Annotated in this window: 16 protein-coding genes; 3 read left to right on the top strand and 13 right to left on the bottom strand. The window is 58.9% G+C overall.

All coding sequences use genetic code 11. From position 1 onward, the window contains the following. Nucleotides 1–203 precede the first annotated feature (203 nt). Nucleotides 204–446 carry a DUF982 domain-containing protein gene (locus BS627_RS17605; protein WP_077984464.1) on the top strand — a complete coding sequence of 81 codons (243 nt, stop codon included), beginning with the start codon at nucleotides 204–206 and terminating at the stop codon, nucleotides 444–446. Nucleotides 447–541: 95 nt separating this feature from the next. Here BS627_RS17605 and BS627_RS17600 read toward each other — a convergent pair whose 3' ends face one another. From BS627_RS17600 to BS627_RS17575, 6 genes are all read right to left on the bottom strand, one after another. Then, complete coding sequence (locus BS627_RS17600; RefSeq protein WP_165691293.1) at nucleotides 542–934, bottom strand: PRC-barrel domain-containing protein; 393 nt, start codon at nucleotides 932–934, stop codon at nucleotides 542–544. Nucleotides 935–1,062: 128 nt separating this feature from the next. After that, on the bottom strand, nucleotides 1,063–1,944 hold the full coding sequence (locus BS627_RS17595; protein ID WP_165691292.1) for a helix-turn-helix transcriptional regulator: 882 nt from the start codon (nucleotides 1,942–1,944) through the stop codon (nucleotides 1,063–1,065). A gap of 109 nt (nucleotides 1,945–2,053) precedes the next feature. Next, nucleotides 2,054–4,243, bottom strand: coding sequence for a TonB-dependent siderophore receptor (locus BS627_RS17590; RefSeq protein WP_077984462.1), 2,190 nt, complete (start codon nucleotides 4,241–4,243; stop codon nucleotides 2,054–2,056). A gap of 178 nt (nucleotides 4,244–4,421) precedes the next feature. Beyond that, entirely contained in the window at nucleotides 4,422–6,098 is a 1,677-nt protein-coding gene (locus BS627_RS17585) for an ABC transporter permease (protein ID WP_077984480.1), read from the bottom strand. A 72-nt stretch (nucleotides 6,099–6,170) separates the two neighbouring features. Further along, nucleotides 6,171–7,187 carry an extracellular solute-binding protein gene (locus tag BS627_RS17580; RefSeq protein ID WP_077984461.1) on the bottom strand — a complete coding sequence of 339 codons (1,017 nt, stop codon included), beginning with the start codon at nucleotides 7,185–7,187 and terminating at the stop codon, nucleotides 6,171–6,173. A gap of 148 nt (nucleotides 7,188–7,335) precedes the next feature. Continuing rightward, nucleotides 7,336–8,391 carry an ABC transporter ATP-binding protein gene (locus BS627_RS17575; RefSeq protein WP_077984460.1) on the bottom strand — a complete coding sequence of 352 codons (1,056 nt, stop codon included), beginning with the start codon at nucleotides 8,389–8,391 and terminating at the stop codon, nucleotides 7,336–7,338. Nucleotides 8,392–8,749: 358 nt separating this feature from the next. Between BS627_RS17575 and BS627_RS17570 the strand changes: the two genes are divergently transcribed. Both BS627_RS17570 and pgi read left to right on the top strand, forming a co-directional pair. After that, a complete protein-coding gene (locus BS627_RS17570; RefSeq protein ID WP_077984459.1) occupies nucleotides 8,750–10,462 on the top strand; it encodes a long-chain fatty acid--CoA ligase in 1,713 nt (570 codons plus the stop codon). A gap of 139 nt (nucleotides 10,463–10,601) precedes the next feature. Beyond that, nucleotides 10,602–12,227 carry a glucose-6-phosphate isomerase gene (gene pgi, locus BS627_RS17565; RefSeq protein WP_077984458.1) on the top strand — a complete coding sequence of 542 codons (1,626 nt, stop codon included), beginning with the start codon at nucleotides 10,602–10,604 and terminating at the stop codon, nucleotides 12,225–12,227. Between the two features lie 62 nt (nucleotides 12,228–12,289). On the opposite strand, the gene BS627_RS17560 is transcribed toward pgi, so the two are convergent. The 7 genes from BS627_RS17560 to BS627_RS17530 form a co-directional block, all read right to left on the bottom strand. Next, a complete protein-coding gene (locus BS627_RS17560; RefSeq protein WP_077984457.1) occupies nucleotides 12,290–13,018 on the bottom strand; it encodes an esterase family protein in 729 nt (242 codons plus the stop codon). Then, nucleotides 13,015–13,980 carry an acetylxylan esterase gene (locus tag BS627_RS17555; RefSeq protein ID WP_077984479.1) on the bottom strand — a complete coding sequence of 322 codons (966 nt, stop codon included), beginning with the start codon at nucleotides 13,978–13,980 and terminating at the stop codon, nucleotides 13,015–13,017. Before BS627_RS17555 ends, BS627_RS17560 begins: the two co-directional genes overlap by 4 nt. Before the next feature lie 124 nt (nucleotides 13,981–14,104). After that, nucleotides 14,105–15,031: a carbohydrate kinase family protein gene (locus BS627_RS17550; protein WP_077984456.1), complete on the bottom strand. Its 927-nt coding sequence runs from the start codon at nucleotides 15,029–15,031 to the stop codon at nucleotides 14,105–14,107. Between the two features lie 99 nt (nucleotides 15,032–15,130). After that, a complete protein-coding gene (locus BS627_RS17545) occupies nucleotides 15,131–15,829 on the bottom strand; it encodes an orotate phosphoribosyltransferase (RefSeq protein WP_077984455.1) in 699 nt (232 codons plus the stop codon). A gap of 146 nt (nucleotides 15,830–15,975) precedes the next feature. Further along, nucleotides 15,976–17,013, bottom strand: coding sequence for a dihydroorotase (gene pyrC, locus BS627_RS17540; RefSeq protein ID WP_077984454.1), 1,038 nt, complete (start codon nucleotides 17,011–17,013; stop codon nucleotides 15,976–15,978). Between the two features lie 113 nt (nucleotides 17,014–17,126). Continuing rightward, nucleotides 17,127–18,164: a 4-hydroxyproline epimerase gene (locus BS627_RS17535; protein ID WP_077984453.1), complete on the bottom strand. Its 1,038-nt coding sequence runs from the start codon at nucleotides 18,162–18,164 to the stop codon at nucleotides 17,127–17,129. A 127-nt stretch (nucleotides 18,165–18,291) separates the two neighbouring features. Beyond that, complete coding sequence (locus BS627_RS17530; protein WP_077984452.1) at nucleotides 18,292–19,614, bottom strand: alpha/beta hydrolase; 1,323 nt, start codon at nucleotides 19,612–19,614, stop codon at nucleotides 18,292–18,294. Nucleotides 19,615–19,702: the final 88 nt, after the last annotated feature.

The raw sequence follows: 19,702 nt of genomic DNA, 5'->3' as shown, positions 1-19,702 counted from the left end.
GAGAAAATCATGAACCAGATCATCTACATCGTCGGCCTCGTCGTCATCGTTCTGGCGATCCTTTCGTTTTTCGGCTTCCGCTGATCCCCATTGTCAATTCGCTTGCTTGCGCATATCCTAAGTGACAGTGACACACGGCTGCGTTCATGGGTTGCTTTGCTGTCGGGTGTATTTCGGGATCGCGTTGCTCTGGGAGGTGCACGATGAAGAACGAGAGATGGACAGAACCTGTCGAGGTCAATCTTGAGACGAAGGGCAAGAGTGTCATCGCCGGCCCCTTCGAAGCGCTGACATTGTTGACGGAAGGCTGGCCCAGGATTGGCGGATTGAGCTTCGTGAAAGCCAGAAGCGCCTGCCGTGCCGCCCTTGACGGGCGAAAATCGCCCGAAGAAGCGCGCAAATGCTTCACCGATGCGGTTTCCGAGATGCAGAAAAACCCGCATTGATGCACCCAAAAGAAAACGGCTCCTGAAAAGGAGCCGTTCTTTTGTTTGCGACGCTTTCGATGATTAAGCAGTCGGAAGCGCATTCTCCTTGGACCTTACATCCAATATGGTGCGACGCCATAATAGTCATAGACCTTAAGGTCCCTGGCGTTTAGCAGGTCGTTATCATCGAGATTGGCGAAGTGAGGCGCATTTTCGATCTTTTCCTTGGTGAGGTCGATACGATAGCCGTCGAGTTCTTCGTCGTAATGCAGCTTTTCCCACGGCAGCGGATAATAATCGTCGCCGATGCCGAGGAAGCCGCCGAAGCTCAACACCGCATAGGCGACGCGCCCGCCGCGCTTTTCGAGAATGATGCGCTGTATCGAGCCGATATGCTTGCTGTCGGCTCCATAGACACGGGTGCCTTCCACCTTGTCGCTGGCGATCAGGCTCGGCGTATCCTTGACATAGGGGTCCTGTCCGACGCGGGGTTCCTGATGCAACATGATAGTTTCCTCCATCGATTTCTTCGTTGGTGTCACGCCTGGTAAACCCCGGCACCCGGCAAATCGTTCCGAAGAGTTTCCGGCTTCGTGACCGGATTTTTTTGAAGGAGGAGGGAACGAAACGGCGCCTATTGGCGGATTTTCTGCCAGACGGAAGGGGAAACGCCGACCATCTTGCGGAAGACGCGGGAAAAATGCGCCTGATCCGAAAAACCGGCGGCAATCGCGATATCAGTCAGCGCCATGTCCGGCCGCATCATCAGTTCCTTGACGCGATCGATGCGTGCCTGCATCTGCCATTGGTGCGGCGGCACACCGGTTGACGCCTTGAAGGCGTGGCTGAAATGGGATTGCGACAGGTTGGTGAGTTCCGCCAGTTCCTCCAGCCGGATCGACCGCAGGCAATGTTCACGGATATAATCGGTCGCCGCCCGCAATTGCCAGGCGGCAAGCTTGCTGCGTTTCCTGACCGGCTCCCTTTTCACCTTGAGGAAATCCGTCAAGAGCGCCAGCACGAGGCTTTCGCCGTAGAGGTCATGCAGCGGATCGGGATTATCGCATTCCGCAGCAATCAGCCGCGCGAGCGCCAGCAGCCGTTCGTCCTCGAACATCAGATGCGGATCGAGAAGCGCGTGGGGATCGAAGCCCTGCACCAGCCTCGCACCCAGCAATCCCGCATCGAAGTGCAGATCGAGATGGCGCACGAAGGAGACATTGCTGAGTTCGGCATGTACATCGATATCGGCGGGCACGAAGGAAATCCGGTTCGCCCTGGACGAGCCGTAAGTGTCGCGGCGGCAGCGGTTCATCATGAAACGGCCGTCATCCGCCCCATCCATGTCCAGCAGGAAAACGAACCGTGGATCCTTGCCGACATAACGGCCACCCGCCTTGGGAGCGCAGCGCACATCCCAGAGATCGGCGACGATGCCGTTCCACACCCGTGAACGCGGCCCGCCGATGACGGCAAAGCCCTCGATCTCATTTTCCATCCGCACGCGGAAAGCCATGGCCTCTCGATCCCGCAGGGCGCCATGGCGCCACTATAAACATGATAAATCTATTCATGTTTATAGTGGCAAACTGGTTACCCCGCAACTGCCGGCCTTCGGCCAAGCATTACCACTTCTTGGAAAGCTTGAAGGTGACGGTGCGGCTATCGCCCCAGCCGCAAACGGAGACGCCGGCGCAGCTTTTCACATATTCCTTGTCGAAGACATTGGCGACGTTGATCGATGCGGTCCAGTCGTTCTTCTCGTAGCGGATGGCGGCGTCGAAGACGGCGGCATCCGGAACGCGCAGCGTATTTGCCTCATCCGCCCAGGATTTACCCTGATACCGTACGCCGCCGCCTAGGCTCAGCCCATCGAGTGCATCATTGGTGAAGGTATAGTCCAGCCACAGCGAGGCGGTTTGGGTGGGCACGATCCAGGGCGATTTGCCGATAAGGTTCGGGTTGGCATCGCGGGTAATCTCGAGATCCGTATAGGAATAGGAGGCGAGCGCCTTCCAGTTCTCGCTGAGATTGGCTTTGGCCTCCAGCTCGAAGCCGGTGGATTCCACCTGCCCGAACTGGCCGCTCGTGGTCACGCCGCCGGCGGTATAGGAAACGATGGCATTGTCCTTGACCAGCTTGAAGACGGAGGCCGTGATGCTGCCGTCGAAGAAGCTCGGCTCGTATTTGATGCCGGCTTCGAACTGATGCCCTTCCTCCGGGGACGCCGGGGTGCCGTCGGCAAGCGTATCGATCAGCGGATTGAAGAAGGTGGCGGCCGAGATATAAGGGGTCAGACCATTATCGAATTCATAGGCCAGACCGGCACGTCCGCTCAGCGCGTCGTCATTGGAGCGGCGGGAAACACCCGCCGGCAGCCTGTTGTTCAGTTCCGTATCGACATAATCATAACGGCCATTCAGCGTGACCAGCCAACCATCGCCAAACCGCAACTGATCCTGGGCATAGATGCCGATCTGCTGCTGGGTGACGATATTGTCGGCATAAACGAAGTTCGTTCCCTGTGTCGAGCCATAGACCGGCTTCAGCGCGCCGATCGCATTCGATCCGCAGCAGGCCTGCACCTGATCCAGCCGGTAATATTTATAATCAAGGCCGAACAGCAGCGAATGGCTGACCGCGCCGGTATCGAACTGGCCTTCGACACGGTTGTCGATGCCGAAGCTGTCGACCTTCGACAAACCGTCATAACCGAAGCGGGTCAGCATATAGTCGTTGGTGGTGGGATCGAGGATCGGCTGACCGTTGGCATCGGCATTGGCCCAGCCGCCCGGATAGGGCCCTTTCTCATGCTTGTAGAGGTGGCCATAGCGGGCGTTCTGGCTGATCTTCCAGCCGTTGTCGAATTCATGGCTGACCTCGTAACCCACCATGGACTGGTAGACGCGGCCATTATCGATATCCGGCTCGCCATAAAAGGCCTTGCGGTCAAGCTTGCCGAAGGGTGCGTCGACCACGGTGCCGACATAGGGCAGGAAACCGTTGCCGATATGAACCTGATCAAGCGCCGAGAAATAGCCGTAGAGCGTGGCGCTTGTCTGTGCGTCCGGCTCGAAGGTGATCTGCGGCATGATGAAACCGCGCAGATCCTCGGAATAGTCAGTGTAATTGTCGCCGCCCGAGACCTTGCCGGTGACGCGGTATTTCCACACGCCTTCACCATCGACCTTGTCGCCGAGATCGAAACCGAAGAAGGCATTGCCGAAATTATTGATGCCGATTTCCGTTTCGCGCACCGGCTCATCCTGCGGGCGCTTACGGACCATCTGCACGATACCACCGGGATTGGCGCCACCGTAAAGCACAGAGGCGGGGCCCTTTAGAACTTCCACGCGCTCCAGACCGTAGGCATCCATCTGGAAACCGCCGAAACCGTAGCTGAACAGGTTCAGACCATCCAGAAACACGCCCGTCTGGGTGGCCTGGAAGCCACGAATGTAAAACCAGTCCGTGTCGGGGTCGGCGCCGAAAGGCTCCGCCGTCACACCGGGGGTATAACGCAGCACCTCGTCGATTTTCGTCACCGCGCCGCGGTCATCCATTTCCTGGCGGCCGACGACAGATACGGATTGCGGAATATCCTTGGTTTCCGTCTCGGTTTTCGAACCGCTGGCGCTTTTCGTCGCGACATAACCCCGGACCGGGCCAGTCGCGTTTTCCGCGCCCTGCCCGTCAACGGTAATCTGCTGCAGAACGGTCGTTTCCTGCGCGTGGCCCATCACGGGCCCCATCAGAACAACGGCAGCCGTTCCCAACAGCAGACGGCTCAAAAACATCCCATGCAAATTTTTCAAAGATATGCCCCGAAACAGATCGCAGCCGGTGTCATATCCGACAGGCCGCAGCGCCTCAATGAAGATGAGTGTTTACATCAGGATTAAGGCGGGATGCTTGTCGTTTTCGGGGCTGATTTGAAGCTTATTGGCTTCTCACACAGTTTCAGACCCGCCATTTGTGAGGGCGGACATGGAATCAGCCCTTGCGTCGGCCGATCCTCGCTAGCAGCACCACAGGGAGCATGCCGATGACGACAATCGCCAGAGCTGCGATAGACGCCTCCTCATAGGTGCCGCGTGCCGCTTCACCATAAAGATGGGTGGCGAAGGTTTCGAAATTAAGCGGGCGAAGGAGAAGCGTGGCGGGAAGTTCCTTGACGCAATCGACGAAGATCAGCAGTGCCGCCGCCGCCAGCGAAGCCTTGGAAAGCGGCAGATGAATCTGGCGGAAGGTCTGGGTCGCGGAACGCCCAAGCGTGCGCGAGGCGTGATCGAAGGATTGCGGGATGCGGCTGAGCCCCGCATCGACACCACCAGCGGCAATGGTAAGGAAACGGGCGCAATAGGCATAGATGAGGGCCGCACCACTGCCGATGAAGATAAGGCCGGTAGAAATGCCGAACCAGTCACGCATGGTCTGATCTACAAAACGGTCGAAACCGCCAAGCGCGATCAGCACGCCGATGGCGATGACCGTGCCCGGGGCCGCATATCCAACCGTCGAAAGGCGATAGGACCAGCGCGCGAGACGTCCCGGTGCAAGCCGCATTGCGTAAGCAACCGCGAGCCCGAGGATAAGGGTGATCGCCGTCGCCAGCCCGGCAAAGAGGATGGTGTTCGCGGCCTCGTCGGCAAAGCGCGCCGACAGGCCGCTGAAGCGGAACCGCTTCCATGCCTCGATGACGAGATAGCTCGCCGGCGCCACGAAGCCGATCAGGACCGGCAGGCTGCCAAGCGCAAAGGCCGCCCAGCCCTTCAGGCCGGTCAACCGCAGCGGCTCCAGTTCCCTGTTTTTCTGCGCCGAAACCGCATAACGCTGCCTGCGCCGCGCCCAGCGCTCCAGCGCCACGAGGGCAACAACGATGAACAACATGGATAGCGCGATCTGCGCCGCACCCGGCAGGTCCGATTTCGTGACCCAGGTGGTGTAGACGGAAACGGTGAGAGTGCGGACGCCAAGGAACTCCGAAGCGCCTATATCATTCAGCGCTTCCATCAGCGCAAGACTGATGCCGACCGCAATCGCTGGTCGCGCCAGCGGCACTGCCACCTTGAAGAAGGCCGCGCGTCTGGAAACGCCGAGCGTTCGCGCCGCTTCCAGCAGGTTTCCCGCCTGCGTCAGGAACATGGCGCGCACGGGAATATAGACATAGGGAAACAGCACGAAACCGAGAAGGACGATGCAGCCCGTCATGGACCTTATGTCCGGCAGACGGAACTCACGCGGGCTGGAATAACCGAGCAGCCAGCGGATCGCACCCTGCACCGGTCCTATCGGATGCAGAATATCCAGATAGGCGTAAGCGACGATATAGGTGGGCATGGCCAGCGGCAGCAGCAGCGCCCATTCCAATATTTTGCGGCCGGGAAAATCATAAGCGGTGACCAGCCAGGCGGCATAGGTTCCGACGACACCGGCCAGCAGCCCGACCCCGGCGAGAAGGATCGCCGTATCCGGAAGCGCCGTCCAGAGCACGGTCGAGCCGAGATGCGCCCACAGACCGTCTGAGCCCTGCACCGCCTGCGAAACAAGCGCCAGAACCGGCACCATGGCGCCACAAACCGCGAGCAAAGAAAGGCCCAGCCACCAGAAGGTGGAGGAAAACCTGGCTCTCGCCGGGGGGGGCAATGGCTGGATGGCGTCTGGATTCATGTGCTTCTGGAAAATACGCGGAAAGGCGTCCGCGGGTGCGAACGCCTTCCACATTGTTATCGTCGACTGGCCTTACTTGTCGAAACCGACCTTGTCGACCAGCTCGCTCGCCTGCTTGCGATGCGAGACGATTTCCGTGAGCGGCTTGTTGTCGATCTTCAGCGTGCCGAACGAAGCGATGATCTCGTTGAGAGCCGCGCCCTGCTTGACCGGATATTCGTAGTTGGCTTCAGCATAAATCTTCTGGGCTTCGTCGGAGACGAGATATTCCAGAAGCTTGACGGCTTCCGCCTTGTTCGGAGCGTTCTTGGCCACGGCTGCGCCGCTGATATTGACCTGCGTGCCGCCATTTTTGAAGGTCGGCAGAACCACCTTGATGGCATCGCCCCACTTCACCTGCTCCTCGCCGCCCTTGCCCGAGCGCATCAGGCCGACATAATAGGAGTTGGCAATGCCGATATCGCAAATGCCGCCGAGAATGTCCTTGGCAACGTCACGGTCGCCGCCGCCGGCCTTGCGGGCCAGGTTTTCCTTGACGCCGGCGAGCCACTTCTCGGTGTCCGCAGCGCCGTAATGGGCAATGTAATCGGCAAACAGCGCCGTGTTATAGGGATGCTGGCCGGCGCGAATGCAGACCTTGCCCTTCCACTTCGCATCCGCCAGATCTTCATAGTTGAAGGCGGCGAGATCGAGATCCTTCGCTGCGTAGAGAACACGGGCGCGCATGGACAGCGCGAACCAGTGACCCTTGGCATCGCGAAGCTCAGCGGGAACAGCCTTGGTCAGGGTCTCGGATTCGACCGCCTGGGTGACACCCTTTTCGGCGAGATCAACGAGATTACCGGCATCCACCGTCATCAGAACGTCGGCAGGCGAGCTTGCGCCCTCGCTCAGAACGCGCTCGGCAAGACCATCCTTCAGGAACACGGTATTGACCTTGACGCCGCTCGAGGCAGTGAAAGAGTCGAGCAGCGGCTGGATCAGGCCCGGTTCGCGGGTGGTATAAATGTTGAGTTCAGCAGCGCTGGCCGTTCCGGCCGCAAAGGCAACCGTGCTGGCAAGCAGGGCAAATCTCGTAAATTTCGTCATGTTTTGTCTCCCTCTGCGATAGCGGCAATATGGAGGAGCAGACATCATACATGACGCACCAAATCAAGTTTTATTTCTCTGGTTTCAAGGCGGAGTCGATCACCAAGAGTTGAAAATGGAGCGAGAATAAGCATGCAAATCCGCTCACTCAACCTCCAGTAAATATCAACACTCCCTTGGGATCGATACCGAAGCGCACCGTCTTGGTCCGGGTGGGTGTGCGCTGCATCGTCCTCACACGCAGATCTGCCGAAAGTCCGGGCACGGCTATGCCAAGCTGCTCGATCTCCCCGAGGAAGACACGGCTCGATATTTCGCCGGCAATTCCTTCTTTCGCCGCACCGTCCTCGATGATCGAAATCGCATTTGGGCGAACATAGGCAACGGCGGCGAGACCGTCAGGCAGATCGGACGCATCGCCCAGAAGCCCGAGCGGCGTTTCGACGCGGCCCTGTCTCATCCGGCCCTCGATCTTGTTGAAGGCGCAGAAAAAATCGGCGGCATAACGGGTTTTGGGATGATCGTGGATTTCGTAACCCGTGCCGCTCTGCACGATGCGACCTTGCTGCATCAGAACCACACGGTCGCCTGCGGAAAGCGCTTCTTCCGGATCATGGGTGACCATGATCGCCGTGGTGCCCAGCTGCCGCAGGAGCCCGAGCGTTTCCTCACGCACACTGTCTCGCAGTCCCCTGTCCAGATTGGAAAAGGGTTCGTCCATCAGAAGTAGGCCCGGCTGCGGGGCAAGCGCGCGGGCAAGAGCCACACGCTGCTGCTCCCCGCCCGACAGCGTATGCGGATAACGTTTCGCCAGTTCCTGCAGGTGAACATGTTCGATCATTTCCGCAGCACGACGACGCGCCTCCGCCTTCGGCAGCGACCGTAGACCGAACATGACATTCTGTTCCACGGTCAGATGCGGGAACAACGCATAGTCCTGAAAGACGAAACCGATATTGCGCTTTTCTGGCTCCACGAAAACAGCGGGACCGGCAACGACAGCGCCGTTCAGGGAAACGCTGCCATGGTCTGATGTCTCCACACCCGCCACGATGCGCAGCAAGGTCGATTTTCCACAGCCGGAGCGCCCCACCAGGCAAATGATTTCGCCGCGTTCGACGGAAAGATCGATATCGGACAGCACATCCGTATCGCCGAATCTCTTCCCGACCGATTTCAGTTCCAGCGCTACTCTGCCTGCCATTTCCAATCCTGCCCTGCTTTGCGAATTATGTTGATCGCTCAAATCAGGATTAAAGTCAAAAAAGCCTGGCGAAATGCGTTTCTCCTCATGGATTGGCGCAATGTGCGGCAGCAATATTGACGTTTACGTTAGAGTTAAATAAGCTTTGCCAACAAGATGGACGTTAAGGGATTACGCGTCTATCATTCGTCACCGGGGAGCGAGAGGAGCGGTCGATCCGGTAACGCCACACGGGGTTCCCTCAATCAGGCTGATTGGGCCGCCTGAATGCGGGCGCTTCGTGAATGTCAGGCAGCACAAAGCGCCTCTTCGCGGTTCATCGAACGCGCGGCGCGACAGAGACTCTGGGAGGAGCAGCATGAGTGAATTGTCCCTGGGACATCCGGAAAATGTCGGTGTTACCAAACGCTGGCTGGCATCCTATCCGCCGGGCGTGCCTTCAGAGATCCCCGCCTCGACAAATGCCTCGCTCGTCGACCTTCTCGAAAAGAGTTGCAAGCAATTTGCCGATCGCAAGGCCTTTTCCAGCATGGGAAAGTCCCTGACCTATCGGGAACTGGACGCCGAGACCCGCGCGGTCGCTGCCTGGCTGCAGTCCAGAGGGTTGGAAAAAGGCGACCGGGTTGCCGTGATGATGCCGAATATCCTGCAAAATCCCGTCGCGGTTTATGGAATTCTACGGGCGGGCATGGTCGTGGTCAATGTCAACCCGCTCTATACCCCGCGCGAACTGGAACACCAGCTGAAAGATTCCGGCGCGAAAGCCCTGTTCGTGCTGGAAAACTTCGCCCATGTGGCGCAGCAGGCGGTACCAAAAACCGCGGTGCGGCATGTGGTCGTCGCCGCGATGGGCGATCTGCTCGGCTTCAAGGGACATATCGTCAACCTGGTGGTTCGCAAGGTCAAGAAGCTGGTGCCCGCCTACGCCATTCCCGGCTCGATCAGCTTCAAGGCCATGCTGAAGGAAGGCCAGGGATTTTCCTTGAAGCCGGTCAGCCTCACGGCACAGGACATCGCCTTCCTGCAATATACCGGTGGAACGACGGGCGTCTCAAAGGGTGCGGTTCTCACCCATGCCAACCTTCTGGCCAACAAGCTTCAGATCAGCCTGTGGCTGGACGCCGCCTTCAACGGCCGAAAGGACCGCCCTGATGTTCTGAACTTCATCTGCGCGCTGCCGCTCTGTCACATCTTCGCATTGACGGTGAATTCGCTGATGGGCATTGCGCTCGGCGGCCACAATCTGCTGATCGCCAATCCACGCGACATTCCCGGCTTCGTGAAGGAACTGACGCATTATCAGCCGCATATTTTCCCCGGCATCAACACGCTTTTCAACGCGCTGATGAACAATGAGGATTTCCGCAAACTCGATCTGTCATCGCTCATTCTGGTTCTCGGTGGCGGCATGGCCGTGCAGAGGCCTGTCGCGGAACGCTGGCTTTCCATCGTCGGCTGCCCGATTGCCGAGGGTTACGGCCTCTCCGAGACATCACCCGTTGCAACGGTCAATCGTCTCGACTCCACGGAATTCAGCGGCACCATCGGCCTGCCCATCTCCTCTACGGAAATCGATATTCGCGACGAGGACGGCAAGAGCCTGCCAACAGGTGAAGTCGGCGAGATCTGCATTCGCGGCCCGCAGGTCATGGCCGGCTATTGGCAGAGGCCGGATGAAACCGCGAAAGCCATGACGGCGGACGGCTTCTTCCGTTCCGGCGACATGGGCTTCATGGACGAGCGCGGTTACACCAAGATCGTCGACCGCAAGAAGGACATGATCCTCGTTTCCGGTTTCAACGTCTATCCGAACGAAGTAGAGGAAGTGGCCGCCAGCCATCCGGGCGTGCTGGAATGCGCCGCCATCGGTGTTCCGGATGAACATTCCGGCGAAACCGTCAAGCTTTTCGTCGTCAAGAAGGACCAGTCGCTCACGGAAGCGGAGCTCAAGGCCTTCTGCGCCAAGAGCCTGACGAATTACAAAAGGCCGAAAATCATCGAGTTCCGCACCGAGTTGCCGAAATCGAATGTCGGCAAAATCTTGCGGCGCGAATTGCGCAATCTGAACTGATTGTCACGCGCAATGGGGAGAGCCGGACGACCGGCTCTTTCTTTCGTCCCGGCCCTTTTCTTTTATCAAAGTCGCCTTGATTTGGCCGCCTGAAAAAGAATAGTTTCCTCATCCTTCCACGGAAGCCGAGGAGCACAAGATGCAGGCCACCATCGAAAAACTGAAAGCAACGGCGAGCAGCACAGCCGCAACCGATCTGCGCGCCGCCTTTGCGGCAGACGACAAGAGATTCAGCCGTTTCAGCGCCAAATTCGATGACCTGTTGATGGACTACTCCAAATGCGCCGTGAATGAGGAGATCATCACACTTCTCGAACAGCTCGCGCGCGAAGGCGGCGTCGAGGCCAAGCGCGAAGAAATGTTCTCCGGCAAGGCGATCAACTTCACCGAAGACCGCGCCGTGCTGCATACGGCGCTACGCAATCGCTCCAACACGCCGGTTCTCGTGGACGGCAAGGACGTGATGCCCGATGTGAACGCCGTTCTGGCGGCCATGGGCAAGTTTGCCGATGCGATCCGTTCCGGCTCCCTCAAGGGTGCGACCGGCAAAAAGATCACCGACGTCATCAATATCGGCATCGGCGGCTCCGATCTCGGCCCGGTCATGGCGACGCTGGCGCTCGCACCGTTCCATGATGGCCCGCGCGCGCATTTCGTTTCCAACATCGATGGCGCGCATATTGCCGATACGCTGAAGCTCATCGACCCCGAGACCTCGCTCTTCATCGTGGCGTCGAAGACCTTCACCACCATCGAGACGATGACGAACGCCGCCACCGCGCGCCGCTTCATCGCCGAGAAGCTCGGTGAGGCTGCCGTCAAGCATCACTTCGCCGCCGTTTCCACCGCGCTGGAAAAAGTTGCCGCCTTCGGCATCGAAAGCGACCGCATCTTCGGTTTCTGGGACTGGGTGGGCGGACGTTATTCGATCTGGTCGGCCATTGGCCTGCCGCTGATGATCGCCATCGGCCCGGATAATTTCGGCAAGTTCCTGGATGGTGCACATGCCATGGACAGGCACTTCCGCGAGGCACCGATCCGAGAAAACCTGCCGATGCTGCTCGGTCTCATCGGTTTTTATAACCGTAACGTGCTGAATTATCCGACACGCGCAATCCTGCCTTATGACCAGCGGCTGTCGCGTTTCCCCGCCTATCTGCAGCAGCTCGACATGGAGTCGAACGGCAAGGGTGTGACCATCGACGGCACGCCCGTCGAAGGCCAGTCCGGCCCGGTCGTCTGGGGTGAGCCCGGCACCAACGGTCAGCACGCCTTTTACCAGCTCATCCATCAGGGCACGAGCGTCATTCCGGCGGAATTCATGATTGCCGCCAATGGTTTTGAGCCAGAACTGCGCCACCAGCACCAGCTTCTCATCGCCAATTGCCTGGCGCAATCGGAAGCGCTGATGAAGGGCCGTACGCTTGCAGAAGCGAAAGCCCAGCTCACCTCCAAGGGCATGGAAGACAGCCAAGCCGATTTCATCGCGCCGCACCGCGTCTTCACCGGCAACCGCCCGTCCATCACCTTCGTCTACGACGAGCTGACGCCTTTTGCGCTTGGCCGCCTCATCGCGCTTTACGAACACCGCGTTTTCGTCGAAGGCGTGCTGTTCCGTATCAACTCCTTCGACCAATGGGGCGTGGAGCTTGGCAAGGAATTGGCAACCGGCCTGCTTCCCGTCGTCGAAGGCAAGGAAAGTGCGGCGGGCCATGACAGCTCGACGCAGGGACTGGTGAAGGCGCTGGCGGGTCTGGCGGGCTGAGGTTCGTTACGACCAAGATCCAAAAAAGCCGGAGACACCTCCGGCTTTTTTAATGGGGCGGCTCAAATATAAAGCGCGGCCATCTTGCGCCACGCACCCGCACGGTGGGCGCGGCCGTCCCAGACGTGCATCCGATGCCCCACCTGCTTATCCGACAGGACACGGCTCAGATGATGATTGTTGTCCAGAAACGGGTCGGCATCGCCGATGGTGAAGACCATGTCGATACGCCGCAGGTGATCAAGCCGCCATGGGCAGTCAAGGCCCGGAAGAAAGTGGCTGGGTGTATGGAAATAGACGTCGTCGTCGTAATAACCGTCTAACAGATCGCCGAAGGATTCCACCTTCATCGTCAGATCATAACGACCGGAAAAGGCGACGAGCTTGCGAAAAAGATGCGGGTGGCGAAAGACGAGGCTGGCGGCTTGAAATGCACCGAGACTGCAACCCTGCACAATGGTGCTGCCGTGAGGATTTTTCTCTGACATCAGCGGCAGCACTTCGTTCAGAATATACTCTTCGAAAGCGGCATGGCGGCGAATGCGATCGGCGGGATGATGCCATGCCGCATAGAAGGTCTCTCTGGCCAGCCCCTCTATGCAATAAAGCTGAAGGTGGCCCGCCTCCAGCTTGTCGGCGAGACTGCCGACAAGGCCCAGTTCCTCATATTCGAAAAATCGCCCGTCGCGTGTCGGAAACATCAGCACCTTCGCACCGGCATGACCGAATATCAGGAGCTCCATGTCACGATGGAGCCTGTGACTATACCAACGGAAATATTCGCGTTTCATGGCACCTTGAAAAACCGTCTGACCTTGTCCTTATGGACCGCATCTTGCGATGCGCTGTCAGGGTAATCGAAATGTCCGGCGTCGAGGATGAAGATTTCATTAAATTTCGATTCTGGCAAAGCATTGGCCACGGCGAACTGGCAAGGTGGCGCCACTGCCGGATCGAAAAGCGCAGGCGCGACCAGCATCGGGACTTTTATGCGGGCGGCAGCACAGGCGGCATCGAACAGGCGCAGCGTTTCGAGCACATGGGCGTGGGTCTTGGAATAGGCCTGGACGGCATCCGCGCTGCCAACGGTCGGTAACGTCAACCAGAACGGCCTGTGGCCGAATGTCGGCACGACAAGGTGGCCACGATCAATGCGCTTGTCGAAAGGAATGGCCAGGGCACCGATGCCGCCGCCGAAACTGATGCCGCTGTAACCCACCTGCCCGTCCAGCCAGGGATAAAGGCTTATGAGCGTGGAAACGGCAACCCACAGATCGTCAACGCAGCCGCCGATGACGTAATCGTCCTTCCTGTCGATATTATAGAGGACATGTAGGGCCGGATCGGACGAGATCGGCGGACAGGTGCTGAGCGAAAGCCCACGAAAACAGGGAAACAACACGGCCGTCTCTTCCACGGGCACGTCAAAATCAGGAGCCTCGCGACCGCCATAACCATGGCCAACAACGAGGCCGCGACGCACCTGTCCCTCGCGCGGCAAAAGCAGCCACCCGCCGATGCGAAAACCGTCGGTGGATGTGTAGGTCAAATCTAGGACATGCCAGCGGGGGTCGCTGAGCCTGCTCTTGCGCAGCACCGGCCGGGGATCCGTGGCGAGCGCGCGGCGATAGCGCTTTTTCCAGAAATCATCGAAGCCGGGTGGCGCCTCGGGCGGGGTGATGGCCAGCAGCTGTTCACGCTGCATGCCATAGGTCGGGTCGAAATCAAAAGGATGGGACTTGGGAACGCTCATGCGACGCTTGTTTCGTGAAAAAACAGCGGACACAAGCTTCATAATATCGAAATAACGGTTTTTTACGGCTTTAGCGCCGGGAAGAGTGTTGAACCACTCGTTCAAAATGGTTCAACCGCGCCCATCACAAACCGATTTCATGCGCAAAGGGCGGATTTGCCCCGGCCCGCGAAACGGTGACTGCCGCAGCCTTTGCCCCCAGCGCAAGCGCCTTTCTGATCTGCTCTTCCGTCAGTGAGGCAACCTGCGCCTTGGTGAGAAGACCCTGCATTTTCAGCGAAGCCAGAATGCCGGCATCGAAGGTGTCACCAGCACCAACGGTATCCACGACCTCGACGCGTTCAGAGGCGACTTCGACCTTCAAGCCGGAGGTGTAGCCCACGGCGCCCTTGGCGCCACGGGTGACGACGACCAGCTTTGCACCGTGATGCAGCCAATGGCGGGCAAGCGTGTCCTCATCCCCTTCAAGACCGAACCAGGCGAGGTCCTCATCCGAGAACTTGACGATATCAGACATGGCGGCCATGCGGCGGATGCGGGCCATATGCGACTGCTTGTCCTTGATGAAACCGGGGCGGATATTGGGATCGAGCGAAATGACACGGCTTTCATGCTCGCGTGTCATCAGCGCCTCATAGGTGCTGCCGCAGGGCTCCGGGATGAGGCTGATCGCGCCGAAATGCAGCGCCTCGCAATCCGCGCCCAGTGCCGGAAGCTCCTTCTCGGTAATCATCCGGCCAGCGGTGTTCTCGTCGTAGAACGCATAGGTCGCATGACCTTCCACCAGCTTCACGAAGGCGATGGTGGTCGGGCGCGAAAGGGTAGCGCAATAGCTGAAATCGACATTGCTGGCGCGCAGGGTTTCCCGCAGGATATCACCCATCATGTCATCGGAAAGACCCGTGAAGGAGGCGGAAGGAACGCCGAGACGCCCCAGCGCAATCGCCGTGTTGAAGACCGCTCCGCCTGCATAGGGGGCAAAACCCGCCTCGCCCAGCGTCGTCTGCCGGGGCAGCATGTCAATCAGGGCTTCACCACAACACAGGATCATTACGGTCCTCCTCAAAACAGCAAATCAAATGAACTTAAATCGATTTAGACGAAGATCGATCGGAAGGCCAGCCACAAGCTGGGCTGGCCACATCCGAAATCACGATTGCGGCAATTCGCTGACGCCGCCGTGCTTTGCCGACCATGGCAGTGGATTGTCGAGGAAGGCTTCAACCTCTGACAGGGTCTTTTCGTCGAACAGTTTTTCAGCGCGGGCGACCGCCAGAACATCGCGCCAGGTCGTCAGATAATGCAGTTTGACATTGCCGTTGGAAAAGCGCGCTTCAGCCTCTTCGAAGATGCCGTAATAGAACAGCGCGATGCCGTGATCGACAATGCCGCCAGCCGCCCGGATAGCATCGATGAAGGTGAACATCGACCCGCCGGCCGTCGTCAGATCCTCGATGACCAGAACGCGAGCGCCTTCCGGCATATGGCCTTCGATCTGGGCATTGCGGCCGTGGCCTTTCGGCTTCTTGCGGCAATAGATCATCGGCAGGCCGAGGCGCTCGGCAAGGAAAGCAGCAAAGGGAATGCCTGCCGTTTCACCGCCGGCGACACAGTCGAACTTCTCGAAACCCGCCTCGCGCATCACCGCCGCCGCCGCAAAATCCATGGCTGCGGAGCGAATGCGCGGGAAAGAGATCAGCTTGCGCATGTCGATATAGACAGGGCTCTTCATGCCCGAGGCAAAGGTATAAGGGCTTTCGGAATTGAAATGGACAGCCTTGATTTCCCACAACATTTTCGCAACCAGTTCCGCAACCACGGTGCGATCGGTGAATGTGAAGTGGTTCATAGGCGTTCTCCTTTTAGGCCTTGGTTTCTCGCTCCGAAAACCCGGATGGGTGTTCGGAAAGCACGCGTCTTTGTTCGGTATGCCGTCGCCCGCCGAGGTACTGGCAGACCATAACAAAACCGCCGGCAGTGCCGGCGGTTATAAAATCAGTCTACATCCCAATGGAGCGGGAACATCGGGTCAAATACGGTGACCGGCCCCGCGCCCGTCTCGATCTTGGCCGGGAATGATACCGGCTCGTCGCGCTTGACCAGCGTGATCGTCTCCTCGTTTGGCGCAAGACCATACCAGGCCGGGCCGTTGAGCGAGGCGAAGGCCTCCAGCTTGTCGAGGGCGTTTTCATCCTCGAAGACATGGGCAAGGCAGCTCATGGTGTTGATCGAGGTATAGATGCCGGCGCAGCCGCAGGCGCATTCCTTCAGCGGGTCCACATGCGGAGCGGAGTCCGTGCCGAGGAAGAAGCGCGCGTCGCCCGACGTCGCAGCAGCCCGCAGCGCAAGCCTGTGCTCCTCGCGCTTGGCGACGGGCAGGCAATAATAATGTGGCTTGATGCCGCCAACCAGAATGGCGTTGCGGTTGATGATGAGATGATGGGTGGTGATTGAGCCGGCGATATTGGCCTTGGAAGACTTGATGTAATCCACGCCGTCGCGGGTGGTGATGTGCTCCATCGTCACCTTGAGCTCCGGCAGGCGCTGGCGCAGCGGTTCCAGAACCGTATCGATGAAGGCCTTTTCGCGGTCGAAAATATCGACCTCCGGCGTCGTTACCTCACCGTGCAAGCAAAGCGGCAGGCCGATCTTCGCCATGCGTTCCAGAACCGGCATGGCCTTGTTGAAATCGCGCACCCCGCCGTGGGAATTGGTGGTCGCACCCGCCGGATAGAGCTTGACGGCAGTGATGAGGCCGCTTTTTTTGCCCTCTTCCACATCGTCGGCCTGCGTGTCCTCGGTCAGATAGAGGGTCATCAACGGCTCGAAACGGTCATCCGCCGGAATTGCCTTGACGATGCGTTCGCGATAGGCGCGGGCGTCGGCCGTGGTAACAACCGGCGGCACCAGGTTTGGCATAATGATGGCGCGGGCGAAATGACGGCTCGTATCCCCGATCACCCCTTCCAGCATGGCGCCATCACGAAGATGCAGGTGCCAGTCATCAGGGCGGCGCAGGGTGAGCGACTTCATCGGGATACCTCGGAGCATGATGGAATTGGCGCCCGCTTAGCATCTTTTGCCGCGGGAAAACAGCCGCCAAAGTTCATCGGGCGGCTGTAAATGTCATTTTTTTAAAGCATGCCTCAGATGTTGCCCGCTTCCGGACCCCAGACATCGGTCATGGCAAAACCATCGGCCAGGGGATCGAAGGGATCAAGGCCGACCTGATGCAGACCGAAGGTGAAGCCACGCCCGGCAATGGTGGGAATGACGGCCGGACGGCCCGCCACTTCGGTGACGGCGGAAAGGCCGACATCGAATTCCGACCCGATGATCGAGCGGGATTTATATTCGTCGCCCACCTTCACCTTGCCGCGCGCATAAAGCGTGGCGAGATTGGCGGAATTGCCGGTGCCACAGGGCGAGCGATCCGCGCGGCCCGGCCACATGGTGGTGCAGGTGCGGATGGAACCATCGGCATCCACATCACGGAACATGACGTAAGCGACGCCTGATATTGCCGGGATTTCCGGATGCACGACGGTCATTTCACGGTTGACCAGATCCTTCAGGATCATGCCGGCCGAGACCAGCTTGGCGGCATTGGCCTTTTCGATCGTGAGCCCGATCTGGCGGACATCCACCAGCGCATAAAAAATGCCGCCGTAGGAGATATCCATCGTCACCTTGCCCCATTCCGGCGTGTCGATGCTGATATCCAGCTCATGCACGAAGGATGGCACCATGGTCAGCTTGACCTTTTCGCAGCGTCCGTCACGGCAGGTGGCCGTCGCTTTGACGAGACCAGCGGCCGTTTCCAGAATGATGACGGTTTCCGGTTCCTGCATTTCCACCATGCCGCTTTCCAGAAGCGCCGTCGTCGCGCAGATGGAATTCGAACCCGAACTGGCATGCGCCTGATCCGGCTGGAGAATGACGAAGGCGGCGTGCGCATCGGGATGTTTCGGCGGCAGGAGCAGGTTGACCGACCCCATGGGCGTACCGCGCGGCTCCAGCGTCAGGAAGCGGCGCAAGGCTTCCCCTTGCGGATCGGTGTTCATCCAGTGCAGCTGTTCGGCCACGGTGTTGCCGGGAATTTTCGGCGCGCCGCCAGTGACGACACGGCCGATTTCGCCTTCGCAATGAACATCGAGAAGCTGGAGGGTGCGTTTCCAACGCATGGGGTCTACTCCGGAAGTTGGGTTGTTGGCCCGACCATACAGATAAAAATACAAGCTGTATACAAATCTGCGGGAGTGTGGTGACAAAAACGCCTGACGTTTCCGCCACCCCCGGTCGTATCGTGGCTTAGCGACTACGGCATTCCGCCCGGTTTCGATTTGCGGCGGCATCGCAGTTGACCCTTGACGACTGAAGCGCCTGATCGTCCACCACGGAACCGGCTGTATCGCCCACCGACCCGACGGTGTTTTCCACAGAGCGGCCAAGCCGCTCCACCTGCCTGCCATAATTTTCCCGCGTGCGTGGATCGAAGACCGCGATCGGCGCACTGACCACCACGCTGGCCGCCGTTCCGACGGTTTGCGCAGCACCGATACTGACGGCACCCAACGCTTCGCCCAGGCCGACATCGGAATCCGTCACCGTCTGGCCGGCAATGAGACGGTCGCCGATCAGGCGGACGACCTCGGGACTCTCGGCAAATTTTCCGTGATTCAGACGATCACCGGATTGCAGCTTGGTGAGATCGAGAACGGTGATGCCAGCTTTTTCCAGCTGGCTGCGATAGGGCTCAACGGAAGGATCGATCTGGCCGAGGCGATCGACATTGCCGGAAATGCGACGCGACAGGCTGAGCGCGCGGTCATCCTGCGACACGAAGAGGGTGAATTTCGGCGGCGTTTTACCGAGGCTGCTGAATTGCCGGCTGAACACGTCGACATCGAGATCCGGAGCAGCCAGAATGACATTGCTTATCTTGGGATCAACGCGGCCGTTGCGGATGGCCATCTGGCGCAGCGCCTCCACCGCAAGCCAAGTGCCCATGGAATGGGCCATGACGGTGACTTCGCGTATGGATTTATCTTTCGCCAGCCGCGTCAGCATCTCCTCCAGCGAATCGCGGGAATAGTTGGTACTTTCCTTATCGTAATTATAGTCGAAAATGCTCGCGCGCGACGGCCAGGTGAAGACCACTGGAACGACATCCGTGCCGGAATCATGGACGATCTGGGCGAAGCGATAGACGGATTCCTCGTAACGATTGTTGAAACCATGCACGAAAACCAGCACACGGCGGTCCTTTGCGATATGCTTACTGATCCAACTTCTGGTTTCTGCTTCGGAGAGAATGGGCTCAACCGCAACCGTGGTGAAATCCTTCAGCGGATTGGGTGGCAGTTTTTTCGGCCATTGCACCTGACCAACCTTGCGGTTGGCAGCAGGCGGAATGGAGACCGTGACCGCATCGACCTTCAGCCCCGTTCCCCGCTCGCCGCCGAAAAGAACCGCGGGATTTTCGGACGGGGCGCGCGTTGTCGCAACGAGGAGATTGACCGGCGTCGTACCGACCACAGTTTGTCCCGTCGGTGTCATGACCCCGATGGGCCGCCCGCCGCAGCTTGCAAGCAGGGCGACAATCGCGATCATGGCGACGAAGCGAAGGGGCATCACATCACTCTCCTACAACCCTGAGGCAGCTCGATAGCGGCCGGGTGGAGAAGATTTTCTACCGGAGGCGGAACAGTCGCGCCAGCAA

Source organism: Agrobacterium salinitolerans (assembly GCF_002008225.1).
Lineage (GTDB): Bacteria > Pseudomonadota > Alphaproteobacteria > Rhizobiales > Rhizobiaceae > Agrobacterium > Agrobacterium salinitolerans.
This window is presented reverse-complemented; position numbering and strand designations above follow the sequence as displayed.

Coding starts and splice junctions, on each gene's coding strand:
- BS627_RS17605 (WP_077984464.1), top strand. CDS start 204: ATGAAGAACGAGAGATGGACAGAACCTGTCGAGGTCAATCTTGAGACG.
- BS627_RS17600 (WP_165691293.1), bottom strand. CDS start 934: ATGTTGCATCAGGAACCCCGCGTCGGACAGGACCCCTATGTCAAGGAT.
- BS627_RS17595 (WP_165691292.1), bottom strand. CDS start 1,944: ATGGCTTTCCGCGTGCGGATGGAAAATGAGATCGAGGGCTTTGCCGTC.
- BS627_RS17585 (WP_077984480.1), bottom strand. CDS start 6,098: ATGAATCCAGACGCCATCCAGCCATTGCCCCCCCCGGCGAGAGCCAGG.
- BS627_RS17580 (WP_077984461.1), bottom strand. CDS start 7,187: ATGACGAAATTTACGAGATTTGCCCTGCTTGCCAGCACGGTTGCCTTT.
- BS627_RS17575 (WP_077984460.1), bottom strand. CDS start 8,391: ATGGCAGGCAGAGTAGCGCTGGAACTGAAATCGGTCGGGAAGAGATTC.
- BS627_RS17570 (WP_077984459.1), top strand. CDS start 8,750: ATGAGTGAATTGTCCCTGGGACATCCGGAAAATGTCGGTGTTACCAAA.
- pgi (WP_077984458.1), top strand. CDS start 10,602: ATGCAGGCCACCATCGAAAAACTGAAAGCAACGGCGAGCAGCACAGCC.
- BS627_RS17560 (WP_077984457.1), bottom strand. CDS start 13,018: ATGAAACGCGAATATTTCCGTTGGTATAGTCACAGGCTCCATCGTGAC.
- BS627_RS17555 (WP_077984479.1), bottom strand. CDS start 13,980: ATGAGCGTTCCCAAGTCCCATCCTTTTGATTTCGACCCGACCTATGGC.
- BS627_RS17550 (WP_077984456.1), bottom strand. CDS start 15,031: ATGATCCTGTGTTGTGGTGAAGCCCTGATTGACATGCTGCCCCGGCAG.
- BS627_RS17545 (WP_077984455.1), bottom strand. CDS start 15,829: ATGAACCACTTCACATTCACCGATCGCACCGTGGTTGCGGAACTGGTT.
- pyrC (WP_077984454.1), bottom strand. CDS start 17,013: ATGAAGTCGCTCACCCTGCGCCGCCCTGATGACTGGCACCTGCATCTT.
- BS627_RS17535 (WP_077984453.1), bottom strand. CDS start 18,164: ATGCGTTGGAAACGCACCCTCCAGCTTCTCGATGTTCATTGCGAAGGC.
- BS627_RS17530 (WP_077984452.1), bottom strand. CDS start 19,614: ATGCCCCTTCGCTTCGTCGCCATGATCGCGATTGTCGCCCTGCTTGCA.